General features: G+C 45.5%; 23 protein-coding genes. 15 read left to right on the forward strand and 8 right to left on the reverse strand.

Going from position 1 to position 24,994, the window contains the following annotated elements:
* Window positions 1-4 precede the first annotated feature (4 nt).
* The 4 genes from secD to queA all read right to left on the reverse strand — a co-directional run bounded on the left by secD (window position 5) and on the right by queA (window position 4,263).
* Complete coding sequence (gene secD / locus ACLSU7_RS03690; protein ID WP_413294204.1) at window positions 5-1,693, reverse strand: protein translocase subunit SecD; 1,689 nt, start codon at window positions 1,691-1,693, stop codon at window positions 5-7.
* Window positions 1,693-2,034 carry a preprotein translocase subunit YajC gene (gene yajC / locus ACLSU7_RS03695; RefSeq protein ID WP_413294205.1) on the reverse strand — a complete coding sequence of 114 codons (342 nt, stop codon included), beginning with the start codon at window positions 2,032-2,034 and terminating at the stop codon, window positions 1,693-1,695. The genes secD and yajC overlap by 1 nt, the downstream gene beginning before the upstream one ends.
* 64 nt (window positions 2,035-2,098) lie before the next feature.
* On the reverse strand, window positions 2,099-3,250 hold the full coding sequence (gene tgt, locus ACLSU7_RS03700) for a tRNA guanosine(34) transglycosylase Tgt (RefSeq protein WP_413294206.1): 1,152 nt from the start codon (window positions 3,248-3,250) through the stop codon (window positions 2,099-2,101).
* A gap of 2 nt (window positions 3,251-3,252) precedes the next feature.
* On the reverse strand, window positions 3,253-4,263 hold the full coding sequence (gene queA / locus ACLSU7_RS03705) for a tRNA preQ1(34) S-adenosylmethionine ribosyltransferase-isomerase QueA (RefSeq protein ID WP_413294207.1): 1,011 nt from the start codon (window positions 4,261-4,263) through the stop codon (window positions 3,253-3,255).
* Window positions 4,264-4,413: 150 nt separating this feature from the next.
* Between queA and ACLSU7_RS03710 the strand changes: the two genes are divergently transcribed.
* Genes ACLSU7_RS03710 through ACLSU7_RS03720 form a run of 3 tightly spaced genes read left to right on the forward strand, consistent with a single transcriptional unit; the run spans window position 4,414 to window position 6,501 of the window.
* Window positions 4,414-4,887, forward strand: a complete 474-nt coding sequence (locus tag ACLSU7_RS03710) for a hypothetical protein (protein WP_413294208.1) — start codon at window positions 4,414-4,416, stop codon at window positions 4,885-4,887.
* 58 nt (window positions 4,888-4,945) lie between these two features.
* On the forward strand, window positions 4,946-6,085 hold the full coding sequence (locus tag ACLSU7_RS03715; RefSeq protein WP_413294209.1) for a hypothetical protein: 1,140 nt from the start codon (window positions 4,946-4,948) through the stop codon (window positions 6,083-6,085).
* Window positions 6,086-6,120: 35 nt separating this feature from the next.
* The gene (locus tag ACLSU7_RS03720) at window positions 6,121-6,501 is read left to right on the forward strand and encodes a hypothetical protein (protein WP_413294210.1); all 381 of its coding nucleotides are present in this window, start codon (window positions 6,121-6,123) and stop codon (window positions 6,499-6,501) included.
* Between the two features lie 17 nt (window positions 6,502-6,518).
* On the opposite strand, the gene ACLSU7_RS03725 is transcribed toward ACLSU7_RS03720, so the two are convergent.
* On the reverse strand, window positions 6,519-6,704 hold the full coding sequence (locus ACLSU7_RS03725; RefSeq protein ID WP_413294211.1) for a hypothetical protein: 186 nt from the start codon (window positions 6,702-6,704) through the stop codon (window positions 6,519-6,521).
* 226 nt (window positions 6,705-6,930) lie between these two features.
* On the opposite strand from ACLSU7_RS03725, the gene ACLSU7_RS03730 reads away from it, so the two are divergent.
* The 6 genes from ACLSU7_RS03730 to ACLSU7_RS03755 all read left to right on the forward strand — a co-directional run bounded on the left by ACLSU7_RS03730 (window position 6,931) and on the right by ACLSU7_RS03755 (window position 15,139).
* Window positions 6,931-9,438, forward strand: coding sequence for a hypothetical protein (locus ACLSU7_RS03730; protein WP_413294212.1), 2,508 nt, complete (start codon window positions 6,931-6,933; stop codon window positions 9,436-9,438).
* Between the two features lie 28 nt (window positions 9,439-9,466).
* Entirely contained in the window at window positions 9,467-9,910 is a 444-nt protein-coding gene (locus tag ACLSU7_RS03735; protein ID WP_413294213.1) for a hypothetical protein, read from the forward strand.
* Complete coding sequence (locus ACLSU7_RS03740) at window positions 9,874-10,911, forward strand: hypothetical protein (RefSeq protein WP_413294214.1); 1,038 nt, start codon at window positions 9,874-9,876, stop codon at window positions 10,909-10,911. Before ACLSU7_RS03735 ends, ACLSU7_RS03740 begins: the two co-directional genes overlap by 37 nt.
* Window positions 10,912-10,940: 29 nt before the next feature.
* Window positions 10,941-12,116 carry a hypothetical protein gene (locus ACLSU7_RS03745; RefSeq protein ID WP_413294215.1) on the forward strand — a complete coding sequence of 392 codons (1,176 nt, stop codon included), beginning with the start codon at window positions 10,941-10,943 and terminating at the stop codon, window positions 12,114-12,116.
* Between the two features lie 30 nt (window positions 12,117-12,146).
* Entirely contained in the window at window positions 12,147-12,965 is an 819-nt protein-coding gene (locus tag ACLSU7_RS03750) for a hypothetical protein (protein WP_413294216.1), read from the forward strand.
* Window positions 12,966-13,042: 77 nt separating this feature from the next.
* The gene (locus ACLSU7_RS03755) at window positions 13,043-15,139 is read left to right on the forward strand and encodes a hypothetical protein (RefSeq protein WP_413294217.1); all 2,097 of its coding nucleotides are present in this window, start codon (window positions 13,043-13,045) and stop codon (window positions 15,137-15,139) included.
* Here ACLSU7_RS03755 and ACLSU7_RS03760 read toward each other — a convergent pair.
* Window positions 15,136-17,379, reverse strand: coding sequence for a fused MFS/spermidine synthase (locus ACLSU7_RS03760; protein WP_413294218.1), 2,244 nt, complete (start codon window positions 17,377-17,379; stop codon window positions 15,136-15,138). The two genes, ACLSU7_RS03755 and ACLSU7_RS03760, sit on opposite strands and share 4 nt — an antisense overlap.
* A 95-nt stretch (window positions 17,380-17,474) precedes the next feature.
* Between ACLSU7_RS03760 and ACLSU7_RS03765 the strand changes: the two genes are divergently transcribed.
* From ACLSU7_RS03765 to ACLSU7_RS03785, 5 genes are all read left to right on the forward strand, one after another.
* Window positions 17,475-17,957, forward strand: a complete 483-nt coding sequence (locus ACLSU7_RS03765) for a hypothetical protein (protein ID WP_413294219.1) — start codon at window positions 17,475-17,477, stop codon at window positions 17,955-17,957.
* Window positions 17,954-18,733, forward strand: coding sequence for a hypothetical protein (locus ACLSU7_RS03770; RefSeq protein ID WP_413294220.1), 780 nt, complete (start codon window positions 17,954-17,956; stop codon window positions 18,731-18,733). Before ACLSU7_RS03765 ends, ACLSU7_RS03770 begins: the two co-directional genes overlap by 4 nt.
* A gap of 229 nt (window positions 18,734-18,962) precedes the next feature.
* On the forward strand, window positions 18,963-21,035 hold the full coding sequence (locus tag ACLSU7_RS03775; protein WP_413294221.1) for a spermidine synthase: 2,073 nt from the start codon (window positions 18,963-18,965) through the stop codon (window positions 21,033-21,035).
* A gap of 93 nt (window positions 21,036-21,128) precedes the next feature.
* The gene (gene kdsA, locus ACLSU7_RS03780) at window positions 21,129-21,983 is read left to right on the forward strand and encodes a 3-deoxy-8-phosphooctulonate synthase (protein WP_413294222.1); all 855 of its coding nucleotides are present in this window, start codon (window positions 21,129-21,131) and stop codon (window positions 21,981-21,983) included.
* A 108-nt stretch (window positions 21,984-22,091) separates the two neighbouring features.
* Window positions 22,092-23,012: a S1 family peptidase gene (locus ACLSU7_RS03785; protein ID WP_413294223.1), complete on the forward strand. Its 921-nt coding sequence runs from the start codon at window positions 22,092-22,094 to the stop codon at window positions 23,010-23,012.
* Between the two features lie 46 nt (window positions 23,013-23,058).
* Here ACLSU7_RS03785 and ACLSU7_RS03790 read toward each other — a convergent pair whose 3' ends face one another.
* On the reverse strand, window positions 23,059-23,433 hold the full coding sequence (locus ACLSU7_RS03790; protein ID WP_413294224.1) for a hypothetical protein: 375 nt from the start codon (window positions 23,431-23,433) through the stop codon (window positions 23,059-23,061).
* A gap of 230 nt (window positions 23,434-23,663) precedes the next feature.
* On the opposite strand from ACLSU7_RS03790, the gene ACLSU7_RS03795 reads away from it, so the two are divergent.
* Window positions 23,664-24,599, forward strand: a complete 936-nt coding sequence (locus tag ACLSU7_RS03795) for a S1 family peptidase (RefSeq protein ID WP_413294225.1) — start codon at window positions 23,664-23,666, stop codon at window positions 24,597-24,599.
* A 3-nt stretch (window positions 24,600-24,602) separates the two neighbouring features.
* Here the strand turns inward: ACLSU7_RS03795 and ACLSU7_RS03800 are convergent, their stop codons facing one another.
* Window positions 24,603-24,959, reverse strand: coding sequence for a winged helix-turn-helix transcriptional regulator (locus ACLSU7_RS03800; protein WP_413294226.1), 357 nt, complete (start codon window positions 24,957-24,959; stop codon window positions 24,603-24,605).
* Window positions 24,960-24,994: the final 35 nt, after the last annotated feature.

Consider the following 24,994-nt stretch of genomic DNA (forward strand, 5'->3'; position numbering starts at 1 on the left):
GATCCTAGATTGACAACTTTTTCACGTTAAATTTGTAAACCAATTGATCCACGATCACTTTGGAAACGAACACGTTCGCGAACAATGTCGTCACGATACCGATCAACAAGTTCACTGCGAAACCACGCACCGGACCTGTACCGAAGTACAAAAGTACCACAGCCGTCGCGCCAGTTGTTACGTTGGAGTCGATGATCGCAGACATCGCACGGTTGTAGCCTTCTTTAATAGCCACTTTCAAACTGTGCCCTGCTGCCAGCTCTTCTTTGATACGCTCATTAATCAGAACGTTCGCATCAACCGCAAAACCCACCGTCAAGGCGATCGCGGCAATACCAGGAAGAGTCAATGTTGCGCCAAATGAAGTTAGAAGTGCCAAAACACCCAAAACGTTCACAGCCAATGCCACCGTCGCCACAACACCCATGCCTTTGTAGTACATAAGCATAAATAGAACGATCAAAGCCGCACCAATGTAGGCACCCAGTTTCGCTTTATTGATAGAGTCAGCTCCCAAAGTTGGACCTACACGACGCTCTTCCAATTGCTCCAAAGAAGCAGGCAATGCACCCGCACGAAGAGCTGTGGAAATCATTTTCGCTTCATCCATCATTTGGTTACGGTCACGACCGCCACCCAAAGTGATAGTTGCTGAACCACCACCAATACGCTCACGAATGCTTGGAGCAGATTTGATGATTTTATCCAGAACGATTGCCATCTGCTTACCAGCGTTTGCACCTGTCAGGTCGCTGAACTTAGTTGCGCCCGCAGAGTTGAAACGAAGAGTTACCATCGGAGCGCCATATTGGTCGTAACCAACAGAAGCGTCATCCAAAGCAGAACCTGTTAGATCAGTATCTGTTTTAAGAAGATACGGAACCGCACCCGCTTCCATTGTGGCTGCATTGGAAGATTTCTCGAAGTACACAACAGACTTTTCAGGCAATTTACCTTTAAGGTCGTTGTTAATACGAGTGACGTAGTCAGAGTACTTCATGCCTTCCAATTTATAACCGCCGGCTTTTTCAGCTTCAGCGATCAAAACTTGAAGTTCTTGTGGAGTTTTTTCGTGAGACACGATCATGAAATCAAGCTTCGCAGTTGTATTGATCAACTGTTTTGCTTTTTCAGCATCGGCCATACCTGGCAATTGAACCAAGATACGATTTGCACCTTGTTGAGAAATTGAAGGCTCCGCCACACCGAACTCATCGATACGGTTACGGATTGTTTCGATCGCCTGTTGGATCACGCGATTTTTATAGTCATTCAAATAAGCATCGAAATAACGATATGTCGCTGTTGTATCTGTCGTACCTACTTCTTGAAGGTCCGCTGGATGTTTGTCAGCCATATACTTTTGAACTTTAGCTTTGTCAGCCGCTGCAAAATGCAGAGTCAACTCGCCGGATTCTGGCTTTTCAGATTTTACATCCGTCAAAGCGATACCGTCTTTAGCTGTGTCAGCTTTAATGGAAGCCATTAAACGAGTTGTGGATTCTTTCACCACGCCGTCAACGTCAACGCCCATCACAAGATGCAAACCACCTTGAATATCCAAGCCGTAGTTCATTTTTTGCTTAGATGGCCACCAAGAATTGCCGAAATTAGCGATATTCGGCATAAACCATACGAGAGCCAATACGATACCAGCGGCCGCGCCGATGGTTCTCCAACGTAGTCCTTCCATTATTTCTTTTCCTCTGTTGCTGCTTTCTGAGTTGTCGCGATTTGTGTACGAAGCATTTTTACTTTCACGCCATCCGCGATCTCTACAGTCACGAATTGGTCAGTGATGCCCTCGATACGACCCAAAATACCAGAAGACGTGATGACTTCGTCACCCCGCTTAAGCTCAGTCAAAAACTTCTGATGTTCTTTTTGGCGTTTAGATTGTGGGCGGATAATAAGGAAATAGAAAATAACGAAGATAAAGATGAATGGGACAAACATCTCAAGAGTGGATGGTTGGCCGCCAGCTGCCGGAGCAGATTGCGCAAATGCTGCATTAACTAGTAGTCTGAATAACATGATTCCTCCAATGATGACGCTAAAATTCAGCATTATTCCATGGAAGAATCAATAGTTATGTCAGTTACGCTTTCTTTACGAAACGCGTTAAGCAGTCGTCACGGAACTCCGCCCAACGGCCTTCTGCGATCGCTTCACGAGCCTTTTCCATCAATTTCATATAAAAATGGATGTTGTGAATCGTGTTCAAACGAGAGCCTAAAATTTCACCACTTAAGAACATGTGACGAAGATACGCTTTCGTATAATTCGTGCACGTGTAGCAATCACACTCTGGATCCAGAGGAGAGGCGTCTTCTTTGTACTCGCTGCGTTTGATGCTGACTTTCCCCTGCCACGTAAAGATCGTTCCGTTACGTGCCACTCTCGTAGGCATGACGCAGTCAAACATGTCGATACCCGAATCGATTGCAATAATTAAATCTGTTGGCGTTCCCACACCCATCAAATAACGCGGCTTATTGGCTGGCATTTTTGGAGCCACGTGCGGCAAAAGCTCATGCATCAAATGAATCGGCTCACCCACGGAGAATCCACCCAACGCATAACCTGGCAAATCAACAGATGTGATTTGCTCCAAAGATTTCAAACGGTGCTCTAAGCTTAAACCACCCTGAATGATCCCAAAAAGAAGGCTCTCTTTACGAGTCATCGCCTCTTTAGAACGAAGCAACCAACGATAGGTGAGCGCCATGGACTTTTCAATTTGATCATCAGTTGCTGGATACTGAAGGCATTCATCAAAGGCCATAATGATATCAGAGCCCAGATCCATTTGGATCTCCATGCTCTTTTCTGGAGAGATGAAGTGTTTCGCACCATCCAGGTGAGAGCGGAACTCCACACCTTCTTCACTCATGTTGCGAAGTTTAGACAACGAGAAAACCTGGAAACCACCAGAGTCTGTCAGAATCGGCCCATGCCAGTTCATGAATTTATGAAGACCACCCATTTTTTTAACGGTCTTTTCGCCAGGGCGAAGATGCAAATGATAGGTGTTACCTAAAACTACCTGAGTGCCGCACTCTTTCAACTCTTCCGGAGTCATGGCCTTAACTGTGGCCTTAGTTCCCACCGCCATAAACACAGGCGTCTGTACGGGACCGTGAGCGGTCATCAAAGTGGCGCGACGAGCGTTGCCTTCAGTTTTGTGAACCGTGAACTCGCCCAATTTCATTTCATTCTTTGTTTCAGTCATCGTTTTACCGTCTAGCATAATCAATCCACCCAAACCGTCAGATCGCCATAAGAAAAGAGTCGGAACTTTCTCTCAATAGCCCATAAGTAGCAAGTTTTTACTGTTTCTAAAGACGAAAATCCCGATACCAACGCGAGCAATGTCGACTCGGGTTGATGGAAATTCGTAAGAAGCCGCTGCACGACTTTAAATTTGTATCCTGGCTGAATCAAAAGCTTGGTAAAGCCACGGAATCCCTCGACTGCAGAGCCTTGAAGGAGACCACCTGCAGCGCTCTCCAACGAGCGGGTCGTTGTCGTTCCCAGAGACCAAATCAGATGGCCCTTTTCGCGAGCCGTTTGAATCTGCTGCCAGCTTTGCGCCGAGATTTCAACGTACTCTTCATGCATGTCATGATCATTCAGATCTTCTGCCGTGACAGGAAGGAACGTGCCCAAGCCCACATGCAAAGTCACTTCGACAATTTGCACTCCTTGAGCGCGCAATTGATCCATATCCGTTTTTGAAAAATGCAGACTGGCTGTGGGAGCAGCAAAACTTCCCGGCTCTTTGGCCCATGCCGTTTGATACCAGGATTCATCGGCATCGACGGTGTGACGCTCATTACGTGCTTTTTGAATGTAGGGAGGCAGAGGCAATTCGGCGACCTTTTGGAAATAGTCTTCAGTGACCGCTTGATTCAAAGTCACCGTTTGCGGACGGCCTTTTTCCTTAAGGGTCATGGTGACTCCTAAAGGAAGCTCCAGGGACTGACCGATTTTATATTTTTTGGAGGGAAACAAAACTTCCCATTCCAATTCAGAGTTTTGTTTTAAAAACAAAATTTCCACATCACCGGAAAACACACGGCGCTTAAGAACACGGGTGTTATTCACTACCAAGACATCGCCCGCAGTCATTTTACCCATCAACTCCACCAGGGAAATTTCACAGGGCTGATTGTTTTCCACCCACATCACCCGAGACGGGCGTTGCGGACTGGTTGCCACCAGCTCTTCGGGGTATGTAAAAACGAGGTCTGTGATTTTCATAGGGGGCTTTCTTACCACAGCTCCCCCGGGGAATGAAGCTCTGGAGGTAACTTTTACCTGTCAAAAACCTAGGATTTTCGATAGTTATTTCCTGTCAGGTCCTCCGAAATTGCTAAAAGCGCCATTCTTTGAGAAAGTCCGGGGTATCTCATGAAAATACTTAAAAATTGGATCCTTATTCTTGTTTCTAGCCTGAGTCTCCCCCTTGCTGCCCATGCAAGCGGTTTGGACTGCCCTGTTTCAAATAATTCCTGCGAGTTTTATCACTGCATGGAAAAAGAGCAACCTTGTGGTAAAAAAGGTTACTGGCAGAATTTTGGAATTCCTTACTGCGAACTTTTTGTGAAGGATGAATCGAAATTTAAAATCTCGAGTCAATTGTGGCTGCAAGATGTTCGCTTGTGTTTGCAAGAGCGCCTGCGCGAAACGGTGGAAGGTCTTCAATGTGGCGAGATCAAAACCAAAGCCATTGATGATCATGTGAGCTGTTATGTGGACACAGGATTTTGTCAGCTTCCCTTTAATGAACAATTTAAAATCATGTGGTACCTAAAGGGCGCCCTTCGCGACCTACAAACATGGCGTGAAGCAGAGTTGCTTCGTCGCGCCTGTCAAATACCATAGCATCGCCGGTAGATTCCTAAACTAAGCCTCGTTACCATGACCCTTTTAGGAGTTCATGATGACGAGATGGATCTCTGCCCTCTGCCTCTTTTTATTTCCCACTCTTGGTTGGGCCCACGAATCTTTGCGGGGTCTTCGCGTGGATCCTTCCTACTTTTATGAATTATACCCCAATCTCTCGGCGACTGAGATTGCGCAGAAGGTTGTTTCGCGGGCCCAAGAAGCTCACGTGAATACTTTGTTTGTGTATGCTTACGTCTCAAATCACGGAGCTTTTTATCCCACTGAATATCCCCTGACCGAAGTTGAAACTCATTTTGGCGAGAAAAATATATTCCGCGAGCTTTATGACTTGGCCCGCGCGAATGATTTCAAAGTCATCGCGGTGATTTCCCTCACCGACTACAAAACAGTTTGGGATGCTCGCCCCGAATGGCGTTCAAAAAATAATTTAGGCCATGATTACAAACCGATGCCTCAGACTTACTTTCTTTCTGCCTGGCATCCGGAGTATCGTGCGTGGTTGAAAGGGTTTTTACAGGATCTGGTCATGCGCTTTCCAGAGCTTTATGCGGTAGAAGCTGTCGAACCCACGATCGATTGTTATTGGCTTGGTGAAGCGGATTTTAATCCCGAAGCGAATAAAGCTTTTTTCGCCAGATTTCCCTCTGGAAAATTAGGAGACGATAACTGGAAAAAGGTGCGCGCTTTAGGTGTCACCGAACTTTTAGGAATGATGGCTGAAATCAGTCATGCGCAAAATATCAAAGCTGGTGTTGTGCAAACGTGGCCGGCGGAAGCTTCGGGAGATTTATTTACATCCGAAAAAATGCGTGATGCCGTGGGCTTTGATCTGAACGAGATTTTAAGTTTAAAAGATCAGCAGAAAATAGATTTCATTGTGGGAGAACTTTTGTGGCAACAGTGGCGCGCTGAATATGGAACTCCAGTATTTACTCCAGAATGGACTTTGCCTGCTTCTAAAGATTTCGAAACTTTGGTTGCTGGACGAAGTGAATCCATCATTCATATTGAGATTTCTCCTTGGCGCGGACAGCACAGCACGGTGACTCCGAATCTGGAAGAGTTTCAACAAAGTTTGCAGGTGATTTCTAAAAATGTTCCACATATTGACGTGTATGATTATTCCCAGATTGAAAATCGCAGCGCGTGGGATGAATTAGCGGTGTGGAAATAGTTGAGCTTACAGATAATTCACGTTAATCTTTGCTCATGAACATAAAACAACTTTTGAAAAACACCCTGGTGATTTCATTTTCAGCATTATTTTGCGTGACGGCTTTGGCGCAAGAGGCTGCCCCAGAATCTGCTGCGGCGGCCACATCCGCACCTGCCGCGCCAGCAGAACCCGTGACAGGTTATCAAGGAATGCTGCCTTATATTCAGGAAAATGCCGCTCTTCGCAAAGAGGCCAGAAAAAAATACGGCGCTGAAAAATCCCGCAAGAAATCCAAAAAATCGCATAGCAAAACAGCTTCTAAAAAGAAAAGTCGTTCGAGCGCCAGCGTAAAAAAATCCACTGGTAAAAAAGCTAAATCCGCGAAAAAGAAAAGCCCTGGCACTAGTCGTGTTTCTGGCCAAGGCTCTCCATAAATTTTATTTAGATCGAATTATTGTCGGCGACTGGCGTTAGAGTTCTTCTCGCCCGCAGCCTGATTTTCACTCTGTGATTCCCCTTGAACATCGGAAGAATGATCCATCTGTTTGTTGTGAGCCGCTCGTCGCTGCTCTTTGATGTTTCCATCATAACGTTTGCTGGTCTGACTAAATCCTTTTCCTTTATTATGGCGAGACATAGGGACCTCCCTTTTGTATGGTTTCTTTAGAGTACCAAGGAAGCCCTCTCGAGGAACCGACCCCAAGACCGGAATATGAATACTTATTCGCAATGCTCAGATGGCATATAGCAAACCTGAAAATATTATGTCTCAATCCCAGACAATTCGATCAATTTTTTTTGCCAGCGTTTACTCACAAAAGGGAACGTTTCTGCCGATATTAATATGGAACAAAGGGGATTGTTTGAACCAGCAAAGTGCGTTTCATAAGCGATTGTTGCGCTCGCAACAGGGCTCCGTGCTCCTCACCACATTGATTGGTGGGGTGGTGATTTGCATTATGTTCTTTGCTTCCATCGCCTATATCGAAAGCCAAGCAAAAATTTTAAACAAGGCCGCGACTAAAACTGACCACCGTGTCGTTTTAGACGGTGTTTATGCTTACACCGTGAATGCGATCAAACAGAGCTGGTGCTTGTCGCCTAACTGGTCCCAGGACATGAACTGCAGTCTGACGAGTTCTGGTTATACGCAACGCTTGTTGCTTACTGATGAGACGCTTTTGTTTATCAAAAACTCGGAGACCCCACACCCTGAGCCCTTGGCAACCACTCGCCTGTTGAATATCACTGGGAACATTAATTTCAGCACTTTGACGAATAGCCATCCACTTTATTCTGTCGTCGCGCCAATCGTCGAAGACTTTGAATCAGCAAAAATCACCATTGATCGCGATTCAACAGCAATCTCTGCTGTACGCGGTCGCGAAGTGCCTTTGCGAATCACTGTGTTTTTAAAGCACAAGACGAACCCAGAGTTGAATCAAACTTTGACTTCCAGAAATATCGTTTATCCGCGAGAACTCACTTATTTCGCCTTGATCGTTTCAAACAATCTGAATTTAGGCGGTGGGAAATACGATCCGGGCACGGGAAATATCCGTCTTGATAATATCCCTGTTCAAAACTCGAACGGTGGACTGCGTTTTGAAAGCCCTGTTTTTGTCAATGGTGATCTAAGTCTTCCTCCGAGCAATACAACTCCGGCAATGAATAATGTTATCTTTGTCGACAAAGTTGTTTTGGGTGGCGGCACCATCAAAATGGACAATGCGCCTTACATTGTGAAAACTGCCGGTGGCGATGGTTATATGTATAACTACAGCATGCCTAATTTTGCAGGCATGTTGGGTGGATTTGAATTGGATGCTACTCGCGATACGGGTTTGGACTACTTATTCAATATCATCAAGGCCAGCGAAGATATCTTCGATGTTCAAAAAATGTGTCGCAAGCGCCTGATGGCCTCTTATGACTTGAATCAAACGACTTCGGCGCAATTATGGGTGCGCCCGACTTTGTCAGAAACTAACAATGCGGTTGTTCAATTTAACTTGGGTAACATCGATAACTTTATTGAACAAGGTGGCGATGTTGATGGCTATAGCTCGGTAACCAACGTCCCCGGCGTTGTGGCAAATGCGGCAGTGACAGTTGCTCAAGGTACGCCAATCATGAAAGCCAAAGTGTATTACAATGGACTTCAAGGCCCCACTGGACCGCGGGGTATCTATTTTACAGAGTTTTACATTCACCGCGAAGGGCAAGTGACTTTGTACCCTTCCGGTATGGGCGGTGCATCGATTGTTATTCAGTCCACTCCTCTGGTGGTTGGGAATCGTCAGCAATACAATCAAGTAGATCTGAGATTTACGTTTAACGGTGAAGTGAATCTTGCTCCTTATTCAAATGGCGCCACTAACAATAACGTTAAATCTGCGCCCAGCATGAAATTTATTTTTGAAGCTTACGACTATGGATATTTGGATGGAAAAAATCTGCGCCAAAACACTTCCAGTGAATTCTATAAAAAGACAAATGGCGTGAATTTTACCAAGGTTGGAAGCGCTATGGTTCTGACCGGCGTAAATTCCAACGGGACCACACCTTTAAAATGGGTGAATAATTCTGGCATGGCTGGCGGCGACATTGCCGAATACCCAATGCCGAATGAAGCTGGATACGACCAACTTCACCGCCCAACAGAAGCTGCGCAAAACTTGGCAGAGTTCGATGACAAATGCTTTGCCGCTCCAGATCCAGGTGATTCGGGAGCTGATTACTCGGCTTTCCCTGCTGCTAAATGGAATACATCTTTTGCGGATCAAGCACGCCATGCTTGGAAATTTAATCCTGCCTATGCGAACAACACCGATCCAGGATATAACGAAGGTACTGTAAATCTATCAGGTGGTAAATTCCGCACCGATTCATTAGTGGCTAACTGCGTGATCACCGCTGATCAAACTTTTATTACTGGCTTCTTTGTGTGTGAAAAACTCACGATCAACTCCCGCACCCAACCATTACGTATCATTGGTACCGTCATCACGAATGATCTGAGTATCCACCCCTCTGCCTACACGGCAGGTATTCGTTGGAGCAGTATCTATCAGCCACAAGCGGTGCAAGAACTGATCAATGCAAAAATCTTGGGCCAAGATAAAGCTGGTAACTATTTGGGTTGCTCGAACACGTCTCTGGCTCCCCTATGGCAGTCGAATATTGGCGTTAATGACAGATACCAACATTGGATTTGCAACCCTGTAAGTTTAAGAACTTCTGATCCGTTCAAATGGACAACGGTAGACCCTGATTGCGGAATCGTTTCTGCAAAAGACTCTTTGGTGAAATGTAAAAAACAAACCACTCGCTTCTTGATCAAAGAAGTGAGCCGCGGAAAGGGTTTATAATATGAAACTCAGCAATCGCGGATTCACTATGATTGAATTGTTAGCTTCGGTAGCGATTGGCATTATCGTCAGCTACTCGACTTATTATTATATTAGCTACATCGCAGGTATGACTTCACAACTTAAACTATCACGCGTTGCGAACGACAATGTTCAGGCAATCGTTGAAAGCATTCGCTTTAATCTTTCCATGTATCAAGTGACGTTTGAAACCAATGTGAAAAAGGAAGATGCGTTACTGACGGCGGATAAACTTCCCTACGGAATATCTAATGGAAATTTAATTCCGAGAGCTCAATGTGCAACGGATGGCTGCCAGGCTTATTTTGGTTACGTCATCATTCCAAGCTTATTCGTCCGTAATTTATATCAAGTCGACATCAAAATTGCGCTGGCAAGTCAGAACATCCTGGCTAATAAATGGAAGGAGGAGCAGTGGAAAAAGTACACTTACTTCATCACTGTAAAATAGCTAAATTCAATCCTCTTCATAATAAGCGCGGCATGACTGTTACGGAGTTATTGGTGGTCGTCGGCCTTATTGGCGTTGTGGCTCTAGGTAATGCCAAGTTTATCGCCGACTTTACGACGGCATTGAAAAAACAAACCGCACGTTCTGAGGGCGAGGCCGATCTTGCCACTTTGAATATCGCCACGGTCAATATCCTTAAAAAATCAGCTTCTAGTTTTAACAAGCTTTCCGTAACTGACGACACGGGTAAAAACTTTTACGACTACTACCCGGATGTGCCTTATTCCACTTTAAAAAACGCGAATCTTGCGGAAAGAAAGTTTACTTTAACGGTGGGCGAGTATTTCTATCTGCTGCAGACCGAAGAGGATCAATTTGACTCTTTGGTTTACGATCCGATGTTTGCATATAAAAATGCTGGCAACTCGCCTGACATGATGAATAACGGCTCTATTCAATATGTGGGGCTGAATTCTGTTGCCAATGTAACTGGTACCGCAGGTGGTCCTAATTCCGGTACCATGACCAAGGTTTTCTCCAATCGCTGGGCGGATGGAAAACTATTCTTGCTCTCTTGCCCGACTTACCTGCGCCCTTTAAACAGTGCTGGTGGAATTAATATCCTAACGGCTCCACGTTTTGCATCATATCTCGGACGAGTTGCAGGGAGTGACCTGATCCCTATGTCGGCAGCGCTGGCATCAGTGAATTTCCAAAACACTCATCCGGTGACGAATGCAAGTTATAACAATGCTGACATCTTTTTGCGCACTCTGCCTCCGGTGGGTGGTGCGGCTCCGTTTGTTAAAGTTGAGCCCGTCAACTTATCACGCATCACGATCAGACTGAATCCGAAGACTAGTAAAAACGAATTGGTTTTTCAAACTTATCAACAAGGTCAATATGTTGATAAAAATATGCTTCTACAAGATTTGAAGTCCGTCACATTCATCCGTAAATCCGTGACACTTCCGCTTATTAGTATGGAGGTCATCAGATGACACCAAAAATCTTAACCACACTCCTTACAATGAGTTCTTTGATTGGCTCCTCTGCGCTTGCTGCTGATACAAAAGCGGCAACAACCAGCGTTCTGCCTTTTACAGGGCCGAATCTGAATGACGTGGTCTTGGACTCACAGTTGGTGGTCAATGGGTCTAGCGGCGCACTGACGACTTTGGATATTTATGTGAGCTGCTTTGGTACGAATCTTCGTTCTGTGCCCAACCCGATCTCTGAATACTCGCAACTATTTGCAAAGCTAAAATATCTAACTGTTAGCGGCGCTTACAAAGAAGTCGAGATCAAATTTCCAGCGACTGCCACCATGAATACATATGGAGCGGGTGCTGCGGCAAATATCACAGATAATACTGTGGTCAACGGAGATGCAAAGATTCACTTGAATGCTTCCTTAAAGGGTAATCTGATTCGAATTAATCTTTCAGAAGCCAAGACCATCCCGGTTGATGTCTTGGCTTCCGGAACGGACTTTACTAAACTTTCTGAGTTTGCAGTTAAATCGGAGTTTATTAAGGATATCAGCTTTAGACAGGAAGTGGCGACCACTCCTTCCCAGTTTATGGCCTTCAATGGTCCAGTGACTGCATCCAACCAGTGGTATGTCTCTGAAAACGGCAAAACGTTAACGATGCTTGCGTCTTTCCCTGGTGAAAACAAATTCTGTGGCGGTTACTTCTCCCCGATCGTACTGAAGTTCGAGGATGAAGGTCTTCCAGTGGTAGATAAAACTTCTTATTTCCCACTGTTTGAAGGGACACCTCACAAAATCTCCTGGCCTTCGTTTAAAACTGAAACTTACCTGTTAGTGTATGACGCAAATAAGAACGGCATCGCAGATGCGGGTTCCGAGCTCTTTGGCGACATCAATAACTATCAGGATGGTTTCAAAAACCTTCAGGCTTATGACGAAAACAAGGATGGAGTCATTGACGCCAAAGACCCGATCTGGGCTCATCTCCGCCTTTGGAGAGACTCCAATCATAACGGCAAAAGCGTTAAGAAAGAAATGAAAACTCTAAAAGATATGGGCGTAGAGTCCATCTCCTTAAAGTACGAGAACACCACGCAGGACTTAAATAACCATGCAAAGGTGATCGGCCCGGGCGAGTTTACTTACCGAAATAAAAAAGGCGACATTAAGAAAGGCCGCGTCTGGGATATTTTTCTTAAAATTGTTCCCTAATTGAGATAGCATTTTTTCTGGGAGGATTCCATGAAAAGGCAAACTCATTTTAAATTAGCATCTGGTGTATTGCTGATATTCGTAATTGCAGTAATTTCCGAAACAGGTTTTTCACGAGGAAAATCGGGAAGCCGGTATGAATACCGCTTTCAACAAGACACGCCGGCTGACACCGCATCCACTACTAAAAATGAGCCGACTGCTCCGACTTCCCCTATCAATACGGGCTCCGGCAATGCTAACTGTCGTGACTCAGTTCTATTGCTGAACGCCGTTTTTGATAGCCCTAGTGACTTAGGAAAGTCTCGTTTGACTGTAGGACGTCTGAACAATGGCCAAGGTGCTACATTTAACTGTACTGCCGCTGAACCAACTATGAAAAATATGGATGGATATCCAACGACTTCTGGCGTCCTGAATGTCAGATGTGTGAATGGTACAACTATCCTTGAATCGGCAAATTGCGTCGCCAAAACTGCAGCTCAAGCTAAAGCGGAAGAAGAAGCAAGACTAGCCGAAGAAAAACGTAAAGCAGAGGAAGCTGCAAGAATCGCCGAAGAACAACGTAAAGCTGCAGAAGCTGAAGCTGCAAGAATCGCTGCCGAGCAAAAGGCAAAAGAGGAAGAGGAAAAGAGAAATCCGACATGCACAGGATGTTCAGCCACTCCGACTTGTACACAAAGTAACTACGTACAAACGACTAAGAACTCTGGTTACACAACGTCGACGAAGTATTACGCGTGTTCAAACGGTAACAGTTTGTACTCCTTCTCTGCACCAGGCAGATCGAGCTCTGGCTGTACTGTTGGAAGAAAAGTTTGCTCGTCTTCTTCAGGTTCAAATAAGTAATGCTTTTAAGTTTCGTAGCCCTGCTCTCAGGGCTACTCAATTTATCATCTCAAATCCTTTACCAAAAGATCGTCTCAATGACCTTGGGCGATCTTTATATTACCTTCTTATTGGTCACTCTGACTTTCATTTCAGGGACGGCTCTGGGAAGCCTGCTCAGCTCGAAAATCCGTCGCTATTTACCTTGGGTAGAGATTCTTACGGGAATATACAATCTGGGATTATTCCTCGCACTTTCCCTGGATTTTTATAAAATCCAACCTCCACAGTTCGTCGTAGTTTTGGGACTTTTGCTGCCTGCCGTTTCTTTGGGAATACAGCTGCCTCTTTATAGCTATTACCTGCGCCGCATCCGCTTTAACTTTATCTATGGTCTTTATCATGGAGGCGCCATCTTAGGTCTTTTGGCGTTTGAAATCTATTTTACCTTTGGACTTTCCGTTAAGGCCTCATTGTTGGCACTGTCCTTGGGTCAAATAGGCTTGGGTGCCGTTTTGGTGTTCCTGTTGAATCACGATATATTTCACGTTGATCAAAGCCCCTCAGGCGCGTGGAAAAAGCTATTCACCAAAAACTTCCTGGTGATTCCCCTCTCTGTTTTTCTGATTTCGGCCCTGAGCTCGTATCAAGTTTTTTGGGCTTTAAAAACTCAGGTATTCTTAACCGAGGCTTTTCGCCTGCATGCCACTTTAATTTCGGCCGCCGTTTTCTTTTGGATGACTGTTGCAGGGTTCAGCGAAAAACGTCTGCACAATGCCTCCCGAACATTTTTGTTTTTTGCATGGGCCGCGGCTTTGCTGGTTCTGCAGTCAAGCTTTTCAACGCTTCCGCCACTTATCACTGAGAATTTTACGGGCAATCTTTCTAACTATTTTATTTGGTCCTCGGTGCTCGCACTTTGCTTAACACTTCCCGTTTTCGCCTCCAGCCTGGTTTTCATCAAAAGCACTCAAGAACTTTCTGTTCATTTTCCCGTTGATCAGGCAAGCGGCTACCTAAATGCGATCGCTTGCCTAGGAAACATTCTGGGTATGGTACTTGCGGCATTCATGGCCCCCTATCTTTGGACGAATTTCTATTTTTCCACCGCTTTGGGGATCCTGATTTTCGCGGTGATGATTCTTACATATTTCGATAAGAAATACGCTTTAGCATCGTGGGGATTTGTCGTCCTTGTAATCTTCGCTTTTTTTGCATTTCAAAAAGACCAAGCTTCTGGACTGTTTAACAATCGTTTTGTTAAACAAATCAGACCCGCCAGTATTAATTCACAAATTTTCTCTGAAGCGTTCTCATCTATTGCCGTGATGGAAGACCCCATTACAGATGGCCAGGTATCACTTCACTACATCGTTGATGGGCACCGTTCACACATTATCGACAGAGGCACGGAGAATCTGATCGGGTTATATGCTCGCAGATACTTTGCTGATTCTTTAGAGAAATCGGCAGTTATAGGCGTGGGTACCGGTCAAACTTCCTGGGGAGTCACTGCCATCAGTGAACACACGGATTTGATAGAAATCTCCCCGACCGTTCTAAAAAATCTGCAGCACTTTAAAGAGTATAATAATGATCTCGCGAACAATCCCCACAAATCCATTCATCTGATCGATGGAATGTCCTATTTAAGAAACTGCCCGGCGGGAAGCTACGACTTAATAGTCAATACAGCGACCTACCCAGGAAATTTCAACGCGGCAAAACTATACACCCTAGAATTTGTCGAACTGGTAAAAAGTTGCCTGAAACCCCACGGCGTCTATCAGACCTATTTCGACGGCTCAACGGTTCACAATGTTGCGGAACTCGCAGATTTCCTGGCGCCTATTCAAGCTCACTTTAAACATATCGACATTATTGCGGGATACTACCCGATCCTGATGGCCTATAACGAAAGCCGCCCATTAAGTTCGGGACCGATGGAGTCTTTCCTTCGTGAAAGCGATGCACGTTTTTACAATGAAACCTTAAAGAAAAAACCGATTTTCAATCTTCGCTGCAACTTTATGTATCGTGACATTCCACTGTATACAGGCGGCAAGATGAACACTCTGGATCGGGCCGTATTGGAAGCGACTTCAATTCGCAATATTATCAATAATCTCTACCAGAGAGATGAATTTATATTTGCGGATTATTCGGGCCTGCCTCGCTCCCAAGAATGTTTTTAGTAGTCCTTCGGATACGTTAATAAGAGGTCTGTAAAACGAGTTCGACTGGATTCCACCAACAGATTGTCATCCGTTACGAATTTCCAGGGACCTGGAGCCTCACGCTGCACATATTCCACCCAACCACGAGCCACCGATTCCGCTAAAGCGAAGTCAGAGTTTTTTTCCAAAGAAGAACCATCCCAGCTCCCTATGGGCAACAGAGGTTTCACTCTTTGCAAGGAGACCTCTGACCAATCTGGTAGCGGATTTTCGCTGGCGACGACGATCAAGCCATCATAGGAGTAACCTGGCATAATCCGATAATACGGAAATGAAGAGCTCAGGGTGTGAAAGAGCGAAACCAGATCCCGGCTCGCACCGAAAATAAGCTGCGCATATATACCACCAGGTTTTAAGTGCCCACGCACCATCTTGTAAAATTCCCGAGACATCAAATAGGTCGTGCCCGGTCCATAGGGATCGACATTGACCGTGATAATATCCCATTTTCTGTCTGAAAGCGCGATAAAGCTTCGGCCATCATCAGCGACGTTTTCAACCCGAGGGTCTTGTAGATAAGAATTATCTTTAAAGTTCAATGCACCCTGAGCCTTCATAACCAAAGGCAGGATATCAACACTGGTTATCTTTTTAATTTCAGGAATACGACTGAACGCCTCTGTCGTAATTCCATACCCCATACCCACGACCAAAACGTCATTCACATCTTTCGCATAGATCGTCGGAAAAAGGGCCAGGCTTCGCTGCACGGTTGAGGTTTCGCCAAAGCCGTAAGGAGCCACCAAGGATGTATAGTTGTGAAACATGGCCCAGCGGTCCATCTTGTTTTTTTCATTTTGAATTAAAGGAATGACATTCAAATAACCAAACTCATCCTCGGCCTCAAACAGGGCCGAGCTTGCGGGATTCAAACTAGCTGAACGAGTTCCAATAAAACCTATCAGCAAAATCGAAACGATGACTGAAGAAACCCTCGCCGGTCCACGCACAAACAATAAAGTTCCAACCAAACCCAAAAGCAAAAGTGTTATGTAAAGCAGTTTTAAACTGCCAATAGTTCCCAACCATGAAAACAAAAGGTAGGTCGTCAATAGACTCCCCAGCACAGATGCAAATGTATTGATATAGACCGCATGGGAAAGACTTCGTGTTTTTTGTAAAGCCGTGTTCATCCCTGTTTGAATAACCTTCAGAGATAAAGGAAAACAAAGACCCAGAACAAATCCCGGAAGAACAGCGATAAAAATCAAAACTCCAAAATAAACAGCTTTGATCGTTTTAGCATAAGGGTGATCTAAATCCACCCCTTGAGAAATCGCCGACGGCAAAAGGATAAATCCAAAAGCTGCGAACACGCCCGTTAAGCGCAAGATAAACAGGACAGCTTTCAATTGCATCTCGGAAGAGAGTTTAGAAAGTTTGGGGCTTAAAAATGCCCCAGCAGCCAACGTTATCAATAATACCGCTAACACCAGAGAGTGCACGTACACCCGACCGCCCAAAAACAAATGTGCCAATCGAAACCAAATTTGCTCAAGACTTAAAACAAAGAACCCGCTCAGGGCGCTCAGTGACAAGGCCCATAACTTTAATTTTCCTGCGGAGAAAGCACCGCTTTCACTCGGAGTCACATTTTTATCGAGCTTAATTTCGGACTCGGCAGAGAACGCATATTTCTCTTTATAAAATAAAGCTGCAGCAAGAATGTTCAGAAAAAACCCAAAAATCAAAGCCCCGGAAAGACCGAAATTATAAATCAAAACAAGATAGGAACATAGTGCTCCAAAAGCCCCACCCAAGCAGTTCGCTGCGTAAAGCCATTGATGCTCCTTGGAAGAGGAAAATTTATAACTCATCAAAGGATAGGAAAGCCCCATCAAGAATGTGGCAGGGAAAATAAAAATTCCGGACATGATAAAGTGATTCAGAAGTTTCGGCAGAGGACTGGCCTTTAAAACGTGCGCAAGCCCCTCATGGGCGCCGAATAAGAACAGGGCGCCCAAGCCAATCACCACGACAATCGCAATTTCACAAAGCGAATACAGAGGAATTTGCCTTTTAGAATCCCGTTGTAAAAACTTAGGAGCCGCGGCGGTACCCAATCCCAAACCCAACATGAAATGAGCAATCACGCAGGAAATGGAGAGAGTCGTGCCCCCTAGCAAAGAAGAAAACAGGCGAATCCACAGCACCTGATAAAGAAGACCCGAAAAGCCAGTCAGGAACATGGCAATCATACCCAGTCTGAATATTTTTGATTTCAGAATCTCCTCCTTGTTTACTTGTCAAAGATGCTATCAATGGTCTAGCCTTATTTCTATGGAAAAGTGCGATGACTAAAAGAGCCGAACTCACTATTATTTTCTGTTGCGCGACTCTTTTCTTTGCCTGTTTTTTCGTGCATCCTTTATTTCCGGTGCAGCGTTATCCTCTCTTTGCTGATGCTCCTTTATCCTATGAGACATATTTAATATCCACTCCCGAGGGCCTCGAAGTTCTGCCTCAGTCATTGAACCTGCAAAACACTTACGATGGCGATCCCACGTATCTGGTGGGCCGACACCCAACCACAGCGTATAAATGGAGTCAGCACTTAAGTGTCGCCGAACTGCAGGAGCACTTCACGTCTCAGCAATCAGGAGTCATCGCGCAATTTCCCGTCCTTTGCATAACTCGCACAACGTGGGGCACGCTGCCGGATAAAACTTTTGGTGCCGTCTCTTTCGAAAGCCTTGCGTGGGCGAATCAAGTACTGAGCGACGATCAAAAAATCGTTCAGTCGGTTTGTGGCCATACACCTGGAGTCGAAAAATGAAGTGGCCCACCAGTGAAAAATATTATACCGGCTTTCGCATTCTAACGATTGTTTCGGCGATCGCTCTTTTGTTGGATCAACTTTTCATTCCTTGGCGTTCTGATGGCGAGATACGGGTTGTGTCGCTTGCGGGCTGGTTGCCCGAGAAGATCATGAGCTCCCATCCGCTTTTTCAAGCCGTGACCCTGGCCGCAATCCTCAGCGCGACACTATGGTTGTTTAAATTAAAACCTAAACTAACCTCGGTCGCGACAGGGGTCTTTTTTATTCTCTCGACCTCATTGTATTTGCAAAACGAACCCTTTGGCGATCATCGCCAGTCCGTTTTTTGCTTACTTATGATTGCTCTCGCTGCTCGGGAATATCGATTCCTGCATAACTATTTTTTCCAAGTAGCCGCATGTATCGTGGTGTCTTTTTACTTTTTAGCGGGTTGGGAAAAAATATTTTACTCGGGACTATCATGGGTTAACGGAACCAGCCTGCAGGTCTTTGTTCACTACACTGGCAATGGTCGCTCGTTCCTTCGCAATCTTATATTGCAAGATGTTGATGTCGCGCGATTTCTGCAAGCAGGAATTTTGCTGTTAGAATGCGGATCCTTTCTGCTTTTTGGTCCGCGCATGCTACGCCGAATGTGGATCGTGGGACTGATCGGTTTTCACATCGGCATTGAAGAAATTTTCGGTTACCGGTACTTCCTGCATCTACTTGTGGTGTTGTATCTTTTCGCACTTCCAGAATGGGTGAATAGAAAAAATGATAAAACCACGTAGTCCTCAAACAGAGTTTCTTTATTTAATTTGGTTTGGTGTTCCCGTCTTACTTTATCAAATTATTATTTCAAGAATTTTGACCCAGGTCTTCGGAAGCCTGTTTTTCATCCAGCTTTTTTTAATTGCCGTGGCGTATTTAGGAACAGCCCTAGGTTCTTATTTCAGTCTTCGCCTGAAACTGACCCTCGCAAAGAGCCATGGCCTTTTATGCGGACTCATTATAGTCCTGATGGGATTTGATCAGGCAAGCTCCGAACTTTTAAACTTTCCAGTTCTGAGCCTGATTTTCGGATTTGCCTTGTTCTTTGCGATCTCTTTTATTTCGTCACTCTTGTTACCGCTCTATTTTGAAGAGCAGCGAAGCCGAGGACTGGACGAAGTCTCTACCTTCAACAAAGTATATTTCTATTTTCATTTATTGGTGGTTGCAGCTTTGGTATTCATGGAGCTCGGCATTCTCCATACATGGGGACTCAACAAAATTTTACTGACCCTGGGCGCGATGGAATGGCTTTGGGCGATGTATTGGTGGAAGCACTCAACCGCTACGGTCGCAACAGCTCCCACAAGTTCCCTAAAGGATGACTTCCAACGCTATTCTCAATTGCTGGTGCCACTCTTTGCCTTTTCCGTGGTCAGCGGAATTATTCAATCCATCCTTTATCGCCAAGTTCAAAATGTTCTGGCTCCCCTGGCATTTCACTATTCCCTGTACCTAGCTGCCTTAATCTTAAGTTGGGCCCTGGCGAGTCTGTGGTTTCGCGGAAAGCTCGGCTACAAACTATTAAGTTGGAATGACTTTAAAAAACACTCTGCCATCCTGATACTGTCCTTACTGGTTTGGAGCCTTTCATGGCCGGTATTCTGGGCAGCCATCATGGAATTCATTCAGTGGCCTGATAGCTCCTCTGCCACATTCCTGCAACGCTCCTTGTTTTGTGTGGGCTTGATACTTCCGACGGGCTTTTTCTTTGGGAGCCTTCTGCCCTTAGTTAAAAAGGAGAACGATCAAATTCCGCTGGGAACGTATCTGGCTGTGAATTGCACTGGCAATGCCGTGGGTATCGCGCTCTTTATTTCATTCTTGTTCGAAGTGACTGGAATTTTTCAGTTATGGACTCTATTGGGTTTACTTTGCTTATTCTTTGCCAACAAAGAAAAGAAAATGCGTTTTCTGGTAGCAGCGATCAGCCTCGTTTTGTGTACCTTGACTTACTTTTTAATCACAACATTTTCGTGGTCCTTGGGCAGTTACTCCCACAGAAATCTCACTCGCTGGGTCAAAGACAGCCGCAGCGTGACCGACGTCAAAGTTTTTAAACACAACTCCAGCGAGGTCAACTTTGTCGAGTTAGATCATACTCATAAACTTATGATTATGAATGGTCATCACTCAATCAATCTGCCTTCCTGGAAGTCTTACTCCCCCGCAGATACTTTTATGGGCCTTACCCCATTGTCCTATGTAAATAAATATGACAAAGCACTCGTAATTGGCTTAGGGACTGGGACCACAGTCATGGGTGCTGCTGACCTTTTCACTCACGTGGATGTCGTAGACTTAGACCCGACGATGCTTAAGGTTTTGGATTTCATGCCTCTGGTCGCTGAAAAAGTGAAATCCAAGAATGTGAAATTCACCGAAGCCGATGGACTTACATTTCTGCGCACCCAAAAGCTTAAGTACGATCTTATCGTCAACAACGTACCCTCTCCGGTTTATTTTGCAGCGGCGAAACTGTGGAGCCGTGAAGCCCTTGAAGCCGTCTACGATTCTTTGGCAGACCATGGTATTTTCGCGCAGTGGCTGGATGGGGAACTAAGCCTCGAGAGCATCAACATTCTTCTGCAGACCTCACAAGATCTGTTCAAGCACTGTGATATGTTTTATCTCCAGTTTAACTTTTATAGCCTGGTTTGCAGCAAAGGCGACCACCCTTTAACATTGCATAAACACCCTCCTGCGAGTGCAAAGCTCATGCAAACGGATTCCCAAAGTTATGCCGACTTTTTTGAAGCTCTTCGCTTTCCGGCCGTAAATACGACTCCCCAAAACCCAGATGTCCCGATGAATACCTTGGACCAACCGTATATGGATGTTTTGGTGGCACGTCGCCCTCCGGGCTGGGTGGGAGACCCAACGCGGGATAATATCGTTCAGTATTACAAGCTCTACGAACTGGTGGACCAAGAAGCGGCTTTAAAGTCCCCGGCCATGGATAAAAAGTGCCGTATATTCAGTAATTGGATCTTTCACAAAGAGTTTAAGGACAAGGGAGAGGCTTGCTCTCGCATCTTTTAAAGACGCCTTGCAAAACCCTCGGGTTGTTGATTTGCCCCGACTGAAAAAATGATGTTAAAATCCGTGGCAAATCACTTCCAGAAGGCACCTGTCATGCAAAATAAAATCGTAAAAATTGGCAATATCGAAGTCGGCAACAACAAACCATTCGTGCTTTTCGCAGGTATGAACGTTCTTGAAAGCCGTGATTTGGCGATGCAAGTTTGTGAGCACTTCGTGAAGCTGACAGACCGCCTTCGCATTCCTTATGTTTTTAAATCTTCTTTCGATAAGGCGAATCGCTCCTCCATCCATTCGTACCGCGGACCGGGTATGGAAGAAGGTCTTAAAATTTTCGCGGAACTTAAAAGTGCTTTCGGTGTGAAAGTCATCACCGATGTTCACGAAGTGGCTCAAGCAAAAACTGTGGCTGAAGTCGCTGATGTGATTCAGTTGCCCGCATTCCTGGCTCGTCAAACGGACCTGGTTGAGGCGATGGCTCGCACGGGAGCTGTGATCAATGTTAAAAAGCCCCAGTTCCTGAGCCCCTCGCAAATGGGTAACATCGTCGAAAAAATCGAAGAGTGCGGTAACGACAAAATCATCTTGTGCGAGCGCGGCTCTTGTTTTGGTTACGACAACTTAGTCGTCGACACTTTGGGCTTTAATATCATGAAGAAAGTTTCTAAAGGCGCTCCGGTGATTTTGGATGCCACTCATGCTCTTCAATTCCGCGACCCAGGTGGTGCGGCCTCTGCGGGTCGACGTGGTCAGGTGGCCGAACTTTCTCGCGCAGGCCTTGCAGTGGGTCTTGCGGGTCTGTTCATCGAGGCTCATCCAGATCCAGCGAAAGCAAAATGCGATGGCCCTTCGGCATTGCCATTGGCGAAAGCGGAGCCGTTCCTGCAGCAGATGAAAGCGATTGATGATCTCGTCAAAGCTTTCCCGATTTTGGATACTGAATCCTAATCGAAAACGCTCAAAAATAAATTTATTGCAGGTCTTTAATTTTTCTTGCAAATGCGTGGGGGTTCTATAAAAGGAGCCCCCATACTTTTTTATTGCGAGGACACTGAGTTGAAAGTTTTAAGCTCTCTATTTTTGACTGTTGCATTGATCACTGCGGGTTGCGGTTCATCTGTAAATTCTAACAATTTGACTGCTAAAAACAGTGATTCAATTATCGGTGGCCAACTGGTGAAAGAGGGTACAGCCCTTGCTCAAAGCATCGTTGGTATCTATGACGACAACGAAGGCTATACTTGCACAGGTTCTTTGCTTCCAGGAAATCTGGTTCTGACAGCGGCTCATTGCATCGGTAAAAAAACTTCCGGCGTTTACATCGTCTTTCACCCCGACATGGAATCGATCCTTAACCTGGGTAATAATTTCAAAAACTCTCCGGCTGTACGCCAAGTCGTGAAAATGCAAGCACACGAAGACTGGAACCCAGGTCAAGCCAACGCGGCTTTCCCAGGGAACGACGTGGGTCTGATGATGTATGAAGGCGAAACTCCGAAAGATTATAAAACAGCGAAAATCCTGACGGACCCAACGGCTCTGAAAACGGGTGCCACGACAATTCTTGCTGGCTACGGTGTTGATTACGCTGAAGTGATCCCTGTGGATCCAAGAAAAACTAAAAACCTTCAAGACCTGATCGATAAAGGCGAAGTTTTCTGCAATAACGACGACGCTCGCAAAGCGACCACTTGCATCCGTGAAGAACTCAGCGGCCCTGCGATCTTGAAAGCAGTCACAGTAAAAATCAAATACAGCCCGAATGATGGCGAAGTGATTTTGGATCAAACAGACGGCAAAGCAGCTTGCTCTGGCGATTCTGGTGGTCCTGCCTACATTCAAGTGGGCGAAGAAGTTCAACTTTGGGGCGTTACAAGTCGCAGCGGCATTGGCTGCAATAACGACATCATCTACATGAACATCCTGCACTACGCACCTTGGATTAAAGACACTGCGAAGGCTTTCGGAGTGAAATAAAAAAAGGCGGCTCACCAGCCGCCTTTTCTTTTTGGAAAACCTGCTTCTAAGGTTTCAGCAAAAATATTTCTGTCTCTTTGCTCTGCTTATCTTGAACTTTAATTTTCACATCTTTTTTGGGCTCTAGCTTATCTTTAAATTGATAACCACCACTGGCAACAGAAACCAAATCCAGCTGCCTTGCCATCCCCTCGGCATCGGTCGTTTCCGCTGTGACGGCATAGCGTGAGGAACTGATTCCTTTTAACGTCTTACCGACCGCTGAAACTCTCACCGTTCTGGATCCTGCATCATAATCGATAGCAACCAATCGTCCTTGTCTGGGCACGATGGTGTTTTCGAAATAAGGCCCGGCCTCTTGGGCACCAGATGTGCTCATCAACATAAAAACGACTGCAAAGGCACTTAAACCACTTTTCATAGGGCCCCCTCCTCGCTACTTTTTTGATTCTCGAATATCCAGGAAGCTGGGGCAAACCCTTTGTAAAAGACTCTCCCAATACCAGTCTAACTAACAGTTTTGACAGGGCTTTCCCCCACCCCCTGTAGAGACATTCGACAGTTTTTGGCAGCTGTTAGTAAAGATTATGGGGGGCTGGTAAACACCTGAATTACCGCTAAAATACCCCTTTACCGAAGGATATGTTTCTTATGAAGCTTGCCGGAATATTGGCGTTCACAATTATGATTTCAGCTGTGGCTTGTACACCTGTGAAGGACCGTGCCTTGAAAACCGAGGGCGACGCTATCATCGGCGGCTCACTGGTGAAAAAAGACGCGCGTATAGCGAAAAGTACCGTCGGTATTTACGACGTCAACGTAGGTGCTGTCTGTACAGGAATTCTTTTAGAAAATAATCTTGTCGTCACAGCCGCTCACTGCGTGCAACCAGACGATGTGAGTGAAACCTTCATCGTATTTTCAACCGACATGGAATCCTTGCTGACGGATTACGATAAGATTCGCAAATCTCCCCTGACCCGTCGGGCGAGCGTCGGGATCATCAATGAAAAATACAAACATGTCTCCGAGTTAAGGGAGCCAAACGAACCCACTCACGACATCGCTCTTTTGAAATTCAACGGCACTGTTCCTAAAGGTTATACGGCGGCGCAAATTCTGAGTGATGCAGCTTTGCTTAAAGAAGGCGCTTCGACATTAATTGCGGGCTATGGTGTCGAAACAGACAATCTGGTCGAGGTCGATACCAAACAAACTCCAGCCGATGAACTCGAGGCTTTAGTAAATGATGGTGTGGTGATTTGTGATTTCGATATGGAACTTAAAGAAACTCGTTGCTTCACAGAGGAAATGGATGGACCTGCAATTCTGAAATCCACTTCTATCCAAATCGGAAGCTTCCCGAACGCTTACGAAGCCATCCTGCTTCATGATAAGGAACACGGCCCTTGTTCCGGAGATTCTGGAGGGCCCGCTTTTGTTCAATTCGGTAAAGATTATTTCGTTTGGGGGCTTACGAGCCGCAGCGAACTGGGATGTGCCACTTCGACCGTGTACACGAACATTGTTTCTTATCGCGCTTGGATTAAAAAAGAAGGTGCGGCTCTTTTAAAAAAGAAAAAATAAGGATCAGGCTCCAACCATCACAAAGGATCCGGCAACATAGTCTTTTTGATGAGAAAGCCCCCAGCGAATCATCGCATACAAAACGGGCTTTAACTCCATCCCCACACTGGTCAACTCATACTCCACCCCGGAAAGCTTGTCCTTCCCCAAAACTGATCGTTTCACAATCCCGGAGTTCTCAAGCTCTTTAAGCTGCTTAGTCAAAGTTGCTTGAGTGATTCCGGGAGTCATTCGACGAAGCACACCAAATCGCTTGGGTGATTTACGCAGGTTGTACAGTATAATGACTTTCCATTTTCCCTGAAGCAACGTGGCCGTCAGCTCTGCAGGACAATTAAATTTTCGCTTCTTATAATTCACACACGTCTCTTATTTCACGGACTAGTATCAGAATG

The organism is Bdellovibrio sp. HCB185ZH (assembly GCF_047302455.1).
Taxonomy (GTDB): domain Bacteria; phylum Bdellovibrionota; class Bdellovibrionia; order Bdellovibrionales; family Bdellovibrionaceae; genus Bdellovibrio.

Excerpts from the sequence above, each read along its gene's own strand:
- kdsA (WP_413294222.1), top strand. The coding sequence starts at position 21,129 with ATGCAAAATAAAATCGTAAAAATTGGCAATATCGAAGTCGGCAACAAC.
- ACLSU7_RS03720 (WP_413294210.1), top strand. The coding sequence starts at position 6,121 with ATGAACATAAAACAACTTTTGAAAAACACCCTGGTGATTTCATTTTCA.
- ACLSU7_RS03765 (WP_413294219.1), top strand. The coding sequence starts at position 17,475 with ATGACTAAAAGAGCCGAACTCACTATTATTTTCTGTTGCGCGACTCTT.
- tgt (WP_413294206.1), bottom strand. The coding sequence starts at position 3,250 with ATGCTAGACGGTAAAACGATGACTGAAACAAAGAATGAAATGAAATTG.
- secD (WP_413294204.1), bottom strand. The coding sequence starts at position 1,693 with ATGGAAGGACTACGTTGGAGAACCATCGGCGCGGCCGCTGGTATCGTA.
- ACLSU7_RS03795 (WP_413294225.1), top strand. The coding sequence starts at position 23,664 with ATGAAGCTTGCCGGAATATTGGCGTTCACAATTATGATTTCAGCTGTG.
- ACLSU7_RS03775 (WP_413294221.1), top strand. The coding sequence starts at position 18,963 with ATGGGATTTGATCAGGCAAGCTCCGAACTTTTAAACTTTCCAGTTCTG.
- ACLSU7_RS03725 (WP_413294211.1), bottom strand. The coding sequence starts at position 6,704 with ATGTCTCGCCATAATAAAGGAAAAGGATTTAGTCAGACCAGCAAACGT.
- queA (WP_413294207.1), bottom strand. The coding sequence starts at position 4,263 with ATGAAAATCACAGACCTCGTTTTTACATACCCCGAAGAGCTGGTGGCA.
- ACLSU7_RS03760 (WP_413294218.1), bottom strand. The coding sequence starts at position 17,379 with ATGATTGCCATGTTCCTGACTGGCTTTTCGGGTCTTCTTTATCAGGTG.
- ACLSU7_RS03770 (WP_413294220.1), top strand. The coding sequence starts at position 17,954 with ATGAAGTGGCCCACCAGTGAAAAATATTATACCGGCTTTCGCATTCTA.
- ACLSU7_RS03735 (WP_413294213.1), top strand. The coding sequence starts at position 9,467 with ATGATTGAATTGTTAGCTTCGGTAGCGATTGGCATTATCGTCAGCTAC.
- ACLSU7_RS03750 (WP_413294216.1), top strand. The coding sequence starts at position 12,147 with ATGAAAAGGCAAACTCATTTTAAATTAGCATCTGGTGTATTGCTGATA.
- ACLSU7_RS03745 (WP_413294215.1), top strand. The coding sequence starts at position 10,941 with ATGAGTTCTTTGATTGGCTCCTCTGCGCTTGCTGCTGATACAAAAGCG.
- ACLSU7_RS03790 (WP_413294224.1), bottom strand. The coding sequence starts at position 23,433 with ATGAAAAGTGGTTTAAGTGCCTTTGCAGTCGTTTTTATGTTGATGAGC.
- ACLSU7_RS03710 (WP_413294208.1), top strand. The coding sequence starts at position 4,414 with ATGAAAATACTTAAAAATTGGATCCTTATTCTTGTTTCTAGCCTGAGT.
- yajC (WP_413294205.1), bottom strand. The coding sequence starts at position 2,034 with ATGTTATTCAGACTACTAGTTAATGCAGCATTTGCGCAATCTGCTCCG.
- ACLSU7_RS03755 (WP_413294217.1), top strand. The coding sequence starts at position 13,043 with ATGACCTTGGGCGATCTTTATATTACCTTCTTATTGGTCACTCTGACT.
- ACLSU7_RS03715 (WP_413294209.1), top strand. The coding sequence starts at position 4,946 with ATGACGAGATGGATCTCTGCCCTCTGCCTCTTTTTATTTCCCACTCTT.